This is a genomic window from Streptosporangium sp. NPDC000509 (assembly GCF_042898365.1).
Taxonomy (GTDB): Bacteria; Actinomycetota; Actinomycetes; order Streptosporangiales; family Streptosporangiaceae; genus Streptosporangium.
Map to the genome: position 1 here is coordinate 124,856 of NZ_JBIAYX010000013.1, position 13,036 is coordinate 137,891.

The following is a 13,036-nucleotide window of genomic DNA, read 5'->3' on the forward strand; positions in this document are numbered from 1 at the left end:
GTGCGCCGGATCGAACTCGTCGGCCGACATCGCATCCGCCTGGACGGCGACGCGCCGGTCCCGCCCATCGGGCCGGGCGACGTGCTCGTCCGGGTGGGAGCCTGCACCGTCTGCAACCGCAGCGACCTGGCCTATTATCACTACTTCGGCCTGCGCGATCACTGCGCGACCGGCTGCTTCGGCCACGAGGTCGCCGGCACCGTCGAGGCCGTGGGGGAGCGGGTGACCCGCGTCGAGCCAGGGCGACGGGTGTTCGTCCGCACCCCGCTCACCCCGGGTTTCGCCGAGTACGCGGCGGCGAGGGAGGTGAGCGTGGGCGTCCTTCCCGACGACGTGCCCTTCGAGCAGGGGGCGATCCTGCAACTGCTGCCCCTGGCCGTGCACGCGACCCGAGGGGTGCGGCTGGGCGATCGGGTGGCCATCGTGGGGCAGGGGCCGGTCGGGCTGATGGCCCTGCGGGTCGCACGGTTGCGCGGCGCGGCCGAGATCGCCGTCGCCGACCTGGACCCCTGGCGCCTGGAGCGCTCGGTGCTCCTCGGCGCGGACCGGACCTCGCTGGTGAAGACACCGCAGGCCGTACCGGAGGAACTGGGAGGGGAGTTCGACGTCGCCATCGAGGCGGTCGGCACCCCGCACACCGCCAACGTCTGCGTCGACCTGGTCCGGCAGAACGGTCTCGTCGTCTTCCTCGGCACCCACCACATCGACACCCACGTCACCTTCGACATGGTCAAGTGGGAGAAGAAGGGATTGCGGGTGCACAGCTCCGCCGAGCCGACCGACACCGCGAGGGCCGAGGCGATGCGCGTGGCCGAGCGGCTGGCCGCCACATTCACCAAGGATCTGCGTCTCGACGCGATCCTCAGCGCCGTCTACCCACTGGAGCGGCTTCAGGACGCCCTCGACCGCCTCTCCGAGAGTCCCACCCTTCATCCGGCGGGAAGCGCGGCACCGTTCCAGACCCCGCCCCCGCAAACCCTGAAGATCGCCATATGTCCCGGCCAGGGCTGAGATGGGGGATCGCCGGATACGGCGACATCGTCCGCAGGAAGGCCCTTCCCGCCCTGCTCTCCCTGGGGGAGACCGTCACCTGCGTGTGGGGCAGGGACGCCACGCGGGCCCAGGCGATCTGTGAGGAGTTCGGAACCTCTCCCGGCGGGTCCGGCGCCTTCGGCACGTCCGACTACACCGAACTGCTCGACGTGGCGGAGGTCGTCTACGTCGCCACACCGGTCGCGGCCCATCTGCCGCTCGCGATCGCGGCGGCGCGTGCGGGACTGCCGGTCCTGGTGGAGAAACCGCTCGGCGGGGCGGCGCCCGAGCCGGCCGCGGCCCACGTGGGAATCGACCGCCGACACGGAACGGCGTCCGAGCCGGCCCCGGCTCGCGCGAGGGACACCCGCCGGCGTGGATCGCCATATGTCCCGGCCTGGACCCCCCCGGGGGTCGCCCAGCACCGTGAGATGGTGTCCGAACTGGCCGGCGCCCACGCGGGCGTCGCCTACTACCGCCGGCTCGCACCCGCGCTCGGGTGGGTGCGCGAGATCCTGCGCGGGCGTGCCGTACACCGCGCGATCGTGGAGTTCTCCAGCCCTTTCGACCCGGGCCCCGACGATCCCAGGCTCTGGCGCACCGACCCCGCGCTCTCCGGCGGGGGAGTACTCGCCGATGTGGGCAGTCACCGTCTGGACCTGCTCTGCTGGCTGCTGGGAGAGCCGGTCGTGACCGCCGCGTGGACCGGGCGGCCCTTCGACCTGGGCGCCGAGCGCCTCGCCCGGATGGAACTGGCCTGGCCGTCGGGGACCACGGCCGGCCTGGAGGCGGCGTGGAGGCCCGGCGCCCGCCACGACCGGCTGCGCCTGTTCTTCGACGGTGGTCACCTGGAACTCGACCCCCTCGACTCGGGGACCGTGCGCGGGATCGTCGACGGGGTCGCCGTCGACGAGTTTCTTCCCCCGCCGCAGAACCCGCATCTCCCCCTCATGGCCGACTTCGCCCGTAGCGTCAGGAACGGGACCGATCCGGTCTGCACCGTCCGCGACGCCGACACCGTCGACCGTCTCATCGCGACCGTCTACGCGATCGCAACCCCTCTGGAGGAACACCCGTGAGCGAAACCGTCTCCCTGCCCGCCTTCCCCGCGCCGCTGCGCTGGCTGAACCGGCCCGAGGACTGGAGCGCCGACGGCGACGCGCTCTCCATCGTCGCGGGGGCGGGCACCGACCTCTTCTCCGACCCCGGAGAGCCGAACCGCTACGCCAACGCCCCCGCCCTCGTCGGCCGCCTGGACGGCGACTTCACCCTCAGTGCGCGGGTCAGGCTCGACCTGCTGTCCACCTACGACGCGGCCGTCCTGCTGCTGTACGCCGACGACGACCGGTGGGCCAAGTTCTGCCTCGAACTCTCCCCGCAGGGCAAGCCCACGATCGTCTCGGTGGTCACCCGCGGAGTGTCCGACGACTGCAACTCCGTGACCATGGACGGCCGGGACATCCGGCTGCGGATCTCCCGCATCGGCTCCGCCTTCGCCTTCCACGTCGCCGACGAGTCCGGTTTCTGGAACCTCATCAGATACTTCGCGCTCGACGGTGACCCGGAGGTCGGTTTCCTCGCGCAGAGTCCCACCGGCGACGGCTGCACCGTACGCTTCGAGGACATCGAGTACTCGCCCAAACGTCTGGCCGACCTGCGCGGCGGCGAGTAGCCCGCTCTCCCGCCGGCCGGGGTGGGCAGTGCGGCGAGAGCTCCACGGAACGGCGGCCGGGCGGGCTACCGGGTGTCGGCCGGGCGAGCGGTGAGAACGCGGGCGAGCAGACCGTTGAGATCGGCCTGCTCGCGCGGGTCCATGGGGAGGACCACTCCCGCTCCCCGCGGATCTCCCCGGTACGATCCCCGAAGCTCGACGGACGCCCCCAAGGAACTCGCGATGCCGAAGCTGAACCGCCCGCCGCTCTCCATCGTCGCCGAACACGACACCCCGATGCCGGTGCGCGACGGCACGATCCTGCGCGGCGACATCTATCGCCCCGCCTCCGGCGGGCCGTTCCCCGCCCTGCTCGTCCGCACACCGTACGGCTCGGGCTCGTTCTCGATGGCGCCGAAGATCCCCGCGCTGGAGGCCGGCTTCGCGGTGGTGCTCCAGCACTGCCGGGGACGCGGAAGCAGCGACGGGGAGTTCCGGCCGTGGCTGGACGAGGGCGACGACGGCTACGACACCGTCGGGTGGATCACCTCCCAGCCGTGGTCGAACGGCGAGGTCGTGGCCTTCGGGATGTCCTACCTCGCCGGATGCGCGCTCCAGGCCGCCGCGACCCGCCCGCCGGGGCTCAGGGCGGTGGTCGCCTCGATGACCCCGCACGACTTCTACGACGGGCTGAAGTATCACGGCGGGGCCTTCGCGCTCGGCTCGGCGCTGAACTGGGGCCTGCTGCAGGAGATGCTCGGTCTGACGCATGCGATGGAGGCCGGCCAGGACGTGACGGCGGGCTTCGGCACGCTCCTGCCCGTACTGGGCGACCAGGCCGCCGCCGCGCGAACGCTGCCGCTGCGCGACGTCCCCGCCGGGCCGTGGTGGAGCGACTGGATCTCGCACCCGACCCGTGACGCCTACTGGGAAGGGCTGGCCGAGACCCTGCGGCACGACCGGATCGAGGTGCCCGTGATGCACGTCGCGGGCTGGTTCGACCTGTTCCTCGCCGGGACCCTGGAGAACCACCGGCGGCTGGGCGGCCCGTTGGTCATCGGCCCCTGGTCGCACGGTTCGGAGGCGACGGGTACCGGCCGCCTGGACTTCGGGTTCTCCGCCTCGGCGCAGGCGATCATGCTGCCGCCGCGGCAGCTGGACTTCCTCCGCGGCGAGGACGCCGGCCCGCCCGTGAAGATCTTCGTCATGGGCGACAACGTCTGGCGGGACGAGGAGGAGTGGCCGCTGTCTCGCGCGGTCGACACCCGCTATTACCTGCACACCGGCGGCCTGCTGTCCGCCGAGGCCCCCTCGGACACCGCGCCGTCCACCTTCACCTTCGACCCCCGCGATCCCGTGCCCACGACCGGTGGCCCTCTCCTGCTCCCCGACGTGACGAACATCGGCCCTCAGGACCAGCGCGACGTCGAGCTGCGCCCCGACGTGCTCTGTTTCACCACCGAGGCGCTCGCCTCCGATGTCGAGGTGACCGGCCACCTCCGTGTCACCCTGCACGCCGAGACCTCGGCGGTCTCCACCGACTGGACGGCCAAGCTCGTCGACGTCCACCCCGACGGCCGTGCCATGAGCGTGACCGACGGCATCGTCCGGACCTCCGTCGCCTCCGGAGTGCACGAGATCGACCTCGTCGCGACCAGCCAGGTCTTCAAGACCGGCCACCGCATCCGCGTCGAGATCTCCAGCTCCAACTTCCCCCGCTTCGACCGCAACCCCGGCACCGGCCGGACCTCCGCCGACTCCACCGAGGCCGACCTGGTCGTCCAGCACCAGACCGTCTTCCCCGACTCCTGCATCACCCTCCCGATCGTCCCCCGGTAACGGACCCGCACCGATACCTGTCGTACCTGCCGCCATCGGATCCGAGCGGGCCCGGAGGAAACCCGGTCACCGTCGACGCCCGCCGGTGACGATGTCTCCGGACTCCTTCGAGGGCGAGAACCCAAGCGCGGTGAGCGACCCACCCCTCCCGAAATGAAAGTTTCAGGGTCGTCCCGAGGTGGGCGGCCCTCGAGAAATCGCGGTGACCTGCCCCGATGACGAGCCGTCGGGGCCTTTCGCCCATCAGGGCTTCTCATCCTCGTCCACCGTGTGCTTCACTCCAAACGCATGCGGGAAAGCGCTTACCAACAGAAGGCGGGCGACCTTCCCCATGCTGTCCGGCAGGCATGCCCGCCGGCGAAGGGAGCTTGACGAGGACGGTGACGATCAGGGCGTCCGGGCCGCCACAGGTGTGGCCGTCGAGAAGATCACCCCCTGACGCGCTTCGACCCCGTCAAGCGCTCACACCCCCCGACCGAACTGGAGATGACGATGCGCAAGGACCGAAAACTCGCGGTCATGCTGGCCGCCGCCCTCGTGACGGGCAGCGGGCTGGTGACCGTGCTCTCCACCCCGGCCTCGGCGGCCCCCTCCAACGGCAACTACACGCTCGCCAACGCGGGCAGCGGCCTGTGCGCCGCCGTACCGGGGCAGAGCACCGGCGACGGCGTGCAACTGGCCCAGAACGCGTGCACCAACGCCGCCGGACAGGTCTTCACGCTCACCTCCTCGGGCGGCGGATACCAGATCAAGGCGGCGCACAGCGGCAAGTGCCTCGGCGTACGGGACGCCTCCACCAGCGCCGGCAAGGCGGTCCAGCAGGAGTCCTGCACCGGGGCCGCGTCGCAGACCTGGCAGCTCACCGCCTCCGGGTCCAACTACCGGGTGGTCAACGCCAACGGCGGCAAGTGCCTCAACGTCCAGGACAACTCCACCTCCTCCGGCGCCCTGCTGCAGCAGAACTCCTGCGACTCCGCGGCCACCAAACAGTGGACGTTCCGGACCGCCGGCGGCACGCCGCCGCCGAACCCCACCCCGTCTCCCACCCCGACCTCGCCGCCCCCGGGCAACGGTGACGGCAGCGGCTCGTGGCCCTCGGACACCGGCAGCGTGCACCAGACCACCACCCGCAACGCCGGCACGTTCTTCGACGGCGGCATGAAGCGCTACTACGGCATCGGCGACGGAGGGCAGAGCGAGAGCCAGGACCCGATGTTCGTCGTGGCCAACGGCGGCACGATCCAGAACGTCATCCTCGACGCCCCGGCCGGTGACGGCATCCACTGCGAGGGCTCCTGCACCATTCGCAACGTGTGGTGGAACGACGTCGGCGAGGACGCCGCGACGTTCAAGTCCTCCAGCTCCTCGGCCACCTACCTGGTGGACGGCGGCGGCGCCAAGTCCGGCGCCGACAAGGTCTTCCAGCACAACGGGGCCGGCACGCTCACGATCAGGAACTTCCAGGTGCACAGCTCCGGCAAGCTGTACCGGGCCTGCGGCAACTGCTCCACCTCCTACACGCGCCACGTGGTGATGGACGGCATCACCGCCCGCTCCACGAAGGTGCTGGCCGGGATCAACTCCAACTGGGGCGACACCGCGCGCTTCAGCCGGATCACCGTCTACGGCAACACCACCATCTGCGAGCGCTACAAGGGCGTGCCGAAGGGCAGCGAGCCCAGCAAGATCGGTGAGGGACCCGACGGCACGAACTGCCTGTACTCGGAGTCCAACATCACCCGTCGCTAGAACCCCCGGGTAGGCGGGCCCTCACACCCCCGCCTACCCGGGTTTTGGAATCGAAGGACGGAAGGTTCACACGGTCTCCGCAGGTCTCCGCCGAGCCGCCGGAGCCCTTCAGACAAAGCGAACAGCCCTTCGTCGCTTCAGACGGGACGGCGGAGCAGTGGCGCGACGAGGCCGACCGTGTCCAACTGTTCGGACTCGCCCAACCGGAGTGCGATGCTCAAAAGTGCCGCGCTCCTCGCTCGTCCGCGACCTGAATGATCGTCTTGCCGGGCGCGCGGCGATGGTCGGCGAACGCGGAGACCGCTTCCGAAAGCGGTCGTACGTCGCCGACGACAGGAGTGAGCTGTCCGGTCTGGAGACGCCGGGCGAGGGCGGCCAGCCGGACGCGGTCGGGTTCGACGACGAAGAAGACGGCTCGCCCGTCCTTGGGTCGCACGGTGGGGGGCACGGCTATGGTGACGAGGATGCCGCCCGGGCGTACCAGCTCGGCCGATCGCCGCAGGACGTCGCCGCCGATGACGTCGAACACCACGTCCACCTCGCCGACGTGCCGCATGTCGTCGGCGTCCAGGTCGAGGAAGGCCTGCGCGCCGAGGCCGAGCGCGACGTCACGATCGCCGGCCCGGCCGGTGCCGATCACGCGGGCGCCCACCTCTCGCGCGAGCTGGACGGCGATCGAGCCGACGCCGCCTGCGGCGCCGTGAACGAGGACGGTCTGGCCGGTCGTGAGATGAGCGTGGTCGAACAGTCCCTGCCACGCGGTCAGTCCGGAGACGGGCAGCGCAGCGGCCACGGTGTGGTCGATGTCGGCCGCGAGCGGGGCGAGGTTGCGGGCCTCCACCGCGGTGTACTCGGCCAGGGATCCGTCGCGGGCCCAGTCGGTCAGCCCGAACACCCGCTGGCCCACGGTGAGGCCAGTTGTTCCGTAGCCCAGCTCGACCACGACCCCGGACAGCTCGTGTCCGGGGACGCTGGGTGTCCGGTCGCGGCCGGCGCGATCGGTCCACGTCGTCGGCCAGTCGAGCTCTCCGGGAGTGAAGCCCGCGGCGTGCACGCGTACTATGACGTCGTTCTCCGCCGCGTGGGGGTAGGGCATGTCGGTCAGGGTGAGGCCGCCGACACTCGCGTCACGGTCTCGTACGGTGATCGCTCGCATGTGAATCCTTCAAGAATGTTCGTCGGTACGGGACCGTCGTTCATAGCGTGGCCCCGTGCGGTGTCCGGTCAGCTCGGCCAGGGCGAGCCGACGATGCGCTCGACCGTCGTGGTGCGCCGGAAGCCGGGGACGAAGTGCTCGAGCACGTCGGAGTTCACGGTGCCGTTCGTGGTCTCGGGGCGGCTCTTGAGCCCGTCGACGTAGGCTCGCAGAAACTCGATCTTGAAGTTCCCCCGCGGGTGGACGGCAAGGATCTCGCCCAGCTGATCGTGCTCCAGTCCGTCCAGGCCAAGGCCGAGCACGTCGGTCTGGACGCCGAAGTAGGTGGTCGCGATCTCCGGGGCCATCCGGCCGGGGATGCCCGGCGTGGTATGTAGCGCGATCGCTGTCCAGACGGTCTCGGCGGCGGCCGTGGAGAAACCCCGGTCCAGGAGGAACCTGCGCGCGTGGTCGGCGCCGTCGACCTCGAAGCGCTGTTCGACCTCGGAGAAGGGCGTCAGGAGGCCGGTGTCGTGGAACATGGCCGCCAGATAGAGCAGCTCCGGATCCGGTTTCACGCCGAGCCTGTGAGCGTGGATCAGGCCGAAGAGGAAGACCCGCCGTGAGTGGTGGTAGATGAGGGGGACGGTCATCTCCTGGACAAGCCTGGTCGCCTCGGCGACCGTTGCTGTCCCAGGGATCTCCAATCCCGCGATGACTTCTGGCATGATCTTTGGCTTTCCGGGAAGCGTGTCGGCTGTCGGACTGGATGTCCGATTTCCATGCTGCTCGCCGATCAGCGTGCGGCGCCGCCCTCGTTCGGCCAGGAATCACCTATATCTGGACAGGGCGAATATCTGGACAGGGCGAAATCGCGATCGTGTGCTCTGCCCCGCGCGGCACCGTGTCGCGCGGGGCGGAGGGGCTTCGGTGCCCGCCGGGTGGCCCCCGCGAGGGCCCGGTGATCTCCGATGAGGTGTGCTGCCAATGAACGGCGCCAATGCCTTCCGTGTCGCCGACTCGACGTCGGGCGAGGTTCGTGAGCGCGTCGTCCGGTTGCTGTTGCTCCGTGCGCGTCTCACCGTGCGGTACGCGTGCGACGGTCCTGGAAGCGGGGCCGTGTGGCCTGACCGCCCCACAGGCCAGGAGTTATGGGGAGTGTCCAGGGCATGCAAGCTGTGAAATCGCCGGTGCGTGACCGGAAGGTGGACGGGCTCCGGGCTTCCGGCCACGCCTTCCGGGCGTCAGCACACGATGAAGATGCTCTTCCAGCCGACGGGTGTCCGCTGCTCCGCGTTGCGGTCGGACGCCAGCTCGAAGTGCATCACCCCCTGCGCGTCGGGCTGGTTGTACATCCGGCCGCTCTGGCCGTCGCCGTACCACTTGTACGACCCGTGGAAGGGGATGTTGGACGGGCCGCACCGGTCGATGATCGCCGACCGGCCGGTGAAGCCCGGCCCTTCGTAGGCGACGTACTGCGAGGCGTAGGCGGCGCTGCCCATGACCGCGACCAGGGCGGCGGAGATGACGGGGACGAGGGCGATTCGCTTCACGACGATGATCCTCTCGATGATCTCGATTTCCTACGTTGAGTAATGAGGCTATCACTCAAAGTGAAGGAAGCGGTTGGCGTAGGGTCCGGATCGCTTGCCGGAAGCATCGCCGAGGTGATGAGGGGACCTTGATCCCTCCTCGGGCCGAGGGCGTTCGCCGTAAAACCGGCGGCTCGTGCCGGGGGGCGGGTGTTAGCCTGACCGCATGAACGCGTCCGGACGCCAGGTGATGATGCCCCGCTCACGGGGCCGCTGACGCCGCACGGACGTTCGTTTCCGAGGCCCTGTCACGGGGCCTCGGCGCGTTTCACCGGCCGGAGCCCCCGTTCTACCGGAGGTTCCGATGACCACAGCGCACACCTACGTCACCACCACCATTCCCTACGTCAACGCCCGCCCCCACCTGGGGTTCGCGCTGGAGCTCGTGCAGGCCGACGTGCTCGCCCGGTTCCGCAGGGCACAGGGCGAGCAGGTGCGGTTCCAGACCGGCACCGACGACAACTCGTTGAAGAACGTGCTGGCCGCCGAGGCGGCCGGTGTTCCCGTCCAGGAGTTCGTCGACCGTAACGCCGAGGCGTTCGTCGCGCTGCGCGAGCCGCTGGCACTCGCGGTCGACGACGTCATCCGCACCAGCCGCGACCCCCGCCACCGGAGTGGCGTGGAGAGGCTCTGGCGGGCCTGCGCCGATGCCGGTGACCTCTACCGCAAGCACTACGAGGGTCTTTACTGCGTCGGCTGCGAGCAGTTCTACACCCCCGCCGAGCTCACCGGCGGACGATGCCCGGAACACGGTGTCGAGCCCCAGCGGGTGGCCGAGGAGAACTGGTTCTTCCGCCTCTCGCGCTACGCGGACCGGCTCCACGACCTCGTCGCCGGCGGGCGCCTGAGGATCGAGCCCGCGGAGCGTCGCAACGAGGTCCTCGGCTTCATCGCCGGTGGTCTGGAGGACCTCTCGGTCTCCCGGTCGACCGCTCGTGCCCGGGGGTGGGGAATCCCGGTTCCCAGGGACCCCGGCCAGGTCGTCTACGTGTGGTGGGACGCGCTCGGCAACTACATCACGGCCCTGGACTACGGCACCGGCGGTGAGAATTACGGCCGCTGGTGGGTCGGCGCCGACCGTCGGATCCACCTGGTCGGCAAGGGGGTGTTGCGCTTCCACGCCGTCTACTGGCCGGCGATGCTGCTGTCGGCCGGGCAGCCGCCGCCCACGGACGTGGTGGTACACGATTACCTCACCGCCGGTGGCCGCAAGATCAGCAAATCCGGTGGGGGCACGGCCGATTCGATCGCCCTGGCCGGGGAGTACGGCACCGACGCCGTCCGCTGGTGGCTGTTGCGCGAGGTGCCGCGCGTCGGGGACGCCGACTTCACGGTCGACCGGCTTGTCGCCCGCGCCAACGACGAGCTCGCCAACGGGCTGGGCAACCTCGTCAACCGGGTCGTCGCCATGGTCCACCGCTACCGCGACGGGCACGTTCCCCTCGCCGGCACCGGGCCCGGGACAGGTGGTGGGATCGGCGCGCCGGGAGGGGAGGCCCTGGAGGCGGTCTGCCGCCAGGCGCCCGGTCTCGTTCGCTCGGCCCTGGACGACTTCGCGTTCCGCCGGGCCACCGCGCCGGTCTGGGCCATCGTCGACGAGGCCAACCGCTACGTCGACCTCACCCGGCCCTGGGAGCTGGCCCGGGCGGAACGCGACGGCGCCCCCGGCGCCGCGGCCCGGCTCGACGCCGTTCTCGCCGCGCTCGTCCGGGCGTGCGAGACGTTGGCCGATCAGCTGGCGCCGTTCCTGCCGGATACGGCCGCCCGGATCGCCGCGCAGTGCACGGCCGGGGAGAGTGGCCTTCCCGAGCCGCGCCCGCTCTTCCGGCGGCTCACCGCCCTGGAGCCGAAACCCCTGCCCTGACGCGCACCGCGCACGAGGGCCGGGTTCCGTGCTCCGGCGCGCGGTGTGAGAGGGGCCGTGCTCCGATCCGCGCCGGGTGCGACGTGGGCGGGGCCGTGTCTTGGCCCTCACCGCGACGCAGCGGCCATCGAAAACGCTCCCGCCCGGGGGCGTTGTCACCCAGAACTGGCGCTCCCCGCAGGTTTGCGTGGCTCCTCTGCCCAGACGTTCCTCCCGTTGCTCCACAACTCGGAGGCGTGGTAGCCGAACCGGTCGAACAGGCCGTCGTCCTGGTAGCGGCGTAGGTGCATCATCGGCGAGTCGTGGCCGACGAGTTTGGCCAGGTGCGGGGTCACGAGCATCTCCGAATCGAAGCGGAAGACGCTCATCGCGATGTGCTCGTCTCCGAACCTCGCCTCGATGCCGGGTACGTCCCGAACCTGCTCGATCTCCGAGAGGGTGATCCGGATGCGGGTGGAAACCGTCAACGGAACGCTCTCCACCTCCTCACGACGGCGGGTGACCTCACTGTCCGGATCGCCGATCAGGAACCGGATCTTGCATCCTTGCTCGGCTTTGCGCTTGAGGACCTTGGCGAGGTTGGGGTGTTCCAGCCATAGGAAGTAGTTGGTGTACCCGGCGAAGACGATCTCGTTGCGGGCCGAGGTGATCAGGTTGCGCCAGATCGACTTGGGGCACGCCGACCGATAGGGGTAAACGGTCAGAACCTCTCGATCCGGGCCGGTCTTCACGGTGTTACGGATAGCCTCTGGCCACAACACGGACGTATCAACTCCTAATGCCTCGGCGGCGGCCAACTGGTGCCGGAGGTGTGGGACTCGTGCCTCATCCTGTAACCAGCGTTCCACCGTTTTAACGTCCACCTCGCAGCGGTCTGCCAGATTCTGGTTGCTCAGCTTCGCATCGAGCATGGCGCGGCGTAAGGGGACGTTGGCCACGGTGCACCTCGTGAAGTGAGGACGTCAAGGACGTTTTCGACTCTAACTTTGAAACGTCCTGGACGTCTCTGGAACGCGGTGGGTTCGTCACTCAAATGGAACGACGCTTACTCCATGTCAACGCCCATGATTCTGGAAGACCTCCAGGCAGCATTTCTCGGATGGTGTATTTGGCGTAGTTCTGCGGGTCGTTTGTGGGCAACCCGGAATGGCCGACACCTCACCGACGAAGAGATAAATCGTGGCCTTTACCGGACAATCGACGCCGACGACGTCACCGAACTCGCCCAGCAGCTCCGCGACCAGGAAGGGCTGGAGTCGTGAGCGCCCTCGGCGGCAAAGGGCCGGCTCAACGATGCCCGGCGGCCCTGGCTGCTGAGCGCCTGCGGATCGGCCTCGAACACTGCGGCGTCTCGGCCGACGTCCACGAGGGCCACGGCGTCGCCCTGGTCTCTGTCTGGGCCGATCTCCTTGTCTGGACGGACGGGCTCGCCTACCGCTGGTGGACGGGAAAGACCTCGGTGAAGACGGGGCGCCGCCTGTATCGGGTCTACGGTGTGGACAACCCCATCACCGTCGCCCACTACATCGCCCAGCGGCACGAAGAGCTCCTCAAAGCGGCTTACCGGTGCGAAGGCGTCGCGGAGCGCACGTCGTGATTCTGCTCGACGAGTGCCTAAGCCCGCATGTGGCAATGCCGCAGGGAGGTCATCTCCGGCTGGACTGGCAACAGCCCTACCCAGCACTTGAGCGGGCGCGCTCGGTGGCCTGGACCTGTTGGTGCCGTGCCACGGTCTACGAACTGTACGAAGGCGCCGGTCGGGCGTTCGTCCGGCGAACCATCCAACTCGACAGCGGCCACCAGGTCCAAGAGACCTTTTCCTGGCCAATCAATGAGGCTCGGGCGATCTGGACGGCGTTGCTGTCCGGAAGAGCCCGGTGAGACGGGCGTGGCGGCGCGGGATCTGGAGGGACCCGTGTCGCCACGCCTTCAGCAAACAGAAATACGACCTTCCACTTTTCAGTCTTTGATGTGGCTGCGCACGCCCTGCGGGCATGAAAATCGGGGGTGGTTGCCCGCCGACGTCGAGTCCGCCTGGTGCCTGGTCGAGGCCGGTTTTCAGTCTGACGCCGGGAGCCGCCCAAGGGGCCCTGAACTGTCGCTTCGAGCACGAGAGCCCGGCTCTTGATCCTTCCCCTACCGGCTCCCCGGGCAACCACCTTGCCCACGACGGA

At 69.5% G+C, this 13,036-nt stretch carries 12 protein-coding genes; 8 read left to right on the forward strand and 4 right to left on the reverse strand.

Annotation, left to right across the window (positions count from 1 at the left end):
* From ACFY3D_RS24060 to ACFY3D_RS24080, 5 genes are all read left to right on the forward strand, one after another.
* The gene (locus ACFY3D_RS24060) at positions 1 to 1,011 is read left to right on the forward strand and encodes a zinc-binding dehydrogenase (protein WP_389982781.1); all 1,011 of its coding nucleotides are present in this window, start codon (positions 1 to 3) and stop codon (positions 1,009 to 1,011) included.
* Positions 993 to 2,111 carry a Gfo/Idh/MocA family protein gene (locus tag ACFY3D_RS24065; RefSeq protein ID WP_389982784.1) on the forward strand — a complete coding sequence of 373 codons (1,119 nt, stop codon included), beginning with the start codon at positions 993 to 995 and terminating at the stop codon, positions 2,109 to 2,111. The genes ACFY3D_RS24060 and ACFY3D_RS24065 overlap by 19 nt, the downstream gene beginning before the upstream one ends.
* Positions 2,108 to 2,704: a DUF1349 domain-containing protein gene (locus tag ACFY3D_RS24070; protein ID WP_362769368.1), complete on the forward strand. Its 597-nt coding sequence runs from the start codon at positions 2,108 to 2,110 to the stop codon at positions 2,702 to 2,704. Before ACFY3D_RS24065 ends, ACFY3D_RS24070 begins: the two co-directional genes overlap by 4 nt.
* A 222-nt stretch (positions 2,705 to 2,926) precedes the next feature.
* Positions 2,927 to 4,522: a CocE/NonD family hydrolase gene (locus ACFY3D_RS24075; RefSeq protein ID WP_389982787.1), complete on the forward strand. Its 1,596-nt coding sequence runs from the start codon at positions 2,927 to 2,929 to the stop codon at positions 4,520 to 4,522.
* Between the two features lie 492 nt (positions 4,523 to 5,014).
* Entirely contained in the window at positions 5,015 to 6,271 is a 1,257-nt protein-coding gene (locus tag ACFY3D_RS24080; RefSeq protein WP_389982790.1) for a pectate lyase, read from the forward strand.
* A gap of 217 nt (positions 6,272 to 6,488) precedes the next feature.
* Here ACFY3D_RS24080 and ACFY3D_RS24085 read toward each other — a convergent pair whose 3' ends face one another.
* The 3 genes from ACFY3D_RS24085 to ACFY3D_RS24095 form a co-directional block, all read right to left on the reverse strand.
* A complete protein-coding gene (locus ACFY3D_RS24085) occupies positions 6,489 to 7,427 on the reverse strand; it encodes an NADP-dependent oxidoreductase (RefSeq protein WP_389982793.1) in 939 nt (312 codons plus the stop codon).
* A gap of 68 nt (positions 7,428 to 7,495) precedes the next feature.
* Positions 7,496 to 8,134, reverse strand: coding sequence for an HD domain-containing protein (locus tag ACFY3D_RS24090; protein ID WP_389982796.1), 639 nt, complete (start codon positions 8,132 to 8,134; stop codon positions 7,496 to 7,498).
* A 516-nt stretch (positions 8,135 to 8,650) separates the two neighbouring features.
* Complete coding sequence (locus ACFY3D_RS24095; protein WP_389982799.1) at positions 8,651 to 8,959, reverse strand: MiAMP1 family antimicrobial peptide; 309 nt, start codon at positions 8,957 to 8,959, stop codon at positions 8,651 to 8,653.
* Positions 8,960 to 9,302: 343 nt separating this feature from the next.
* Between ACFY3D_RS24095 and ACFY3D_RS24100 the strand changes: the two genes are divergently transcribed.
* Positions 9,303 to 10,862: a methionine--tRNA ligase gene (locus ACFY3D_RS24100; protein ID WP_389982802.1), complete on the forward strand. Its 1,560-nt coding sequence runs from the start codon at positions 9,303 to 9,305 to the stop codon at positions 10,860 to 10,862.
* A 155-nt stretch (positions 10,863 to 11,017) separates the two neighbouring features.
* On the opposite strand, the gene ACFY3D_RS24105 is transcribed toward ACFY3D_RS24100, so the two are convergent.
* The gene (locus ACFY3D_RS24105) at positions 11,018 to 11,593 is read right to left on the reverse strand and encodes a DUF5919 domain-containing protein (RefSeq protein ID WP_350949241.1); all 576 of its coding nucleotides are present in this window, start codon (positions 11,591 to 11,593) and stop codon (positions 11,018 to 11,020) included.
* Between the two features lie 527 nt (positions 11,594 to 12,120).
* Here ACFY3D_RS24105 and ACFY3D_RS24110 point away from each other — a divergent pair.
* Both ACFY3D_RS24110 and ACFY3D_RS24115 read left to right on the forward strand, forming a co-directional pair.
* Positions 12,121 to 12,459, forward strand: coding sequence for a hypothetical protein (locus ACFY3D_RS24110; RefSeq protein ID WP_389982806.1), 339 nt, complete (start codon positions 12,121 to 12,123; stop codon positions 12,457 to 12,459).
* Positions 12,456 to 12,743: a hypothetical protein gene (locus tag ACFY3D_RS24115; protein WP_389982809.1), complete on the forward strand. Its 288-nt coding sequence runs from the start codon at positions 12,456 to 12,458 to the stop codon at positions 12,741 to 12,743. Before ACFY3D_RS24110 ends, ACFY3D_RS24115 begins: the two co-directional genes overlap by 4 nt.
* The last annotated feature ends 293 nt before the right edge of the window (positions 12,744 to 13,036 follow it).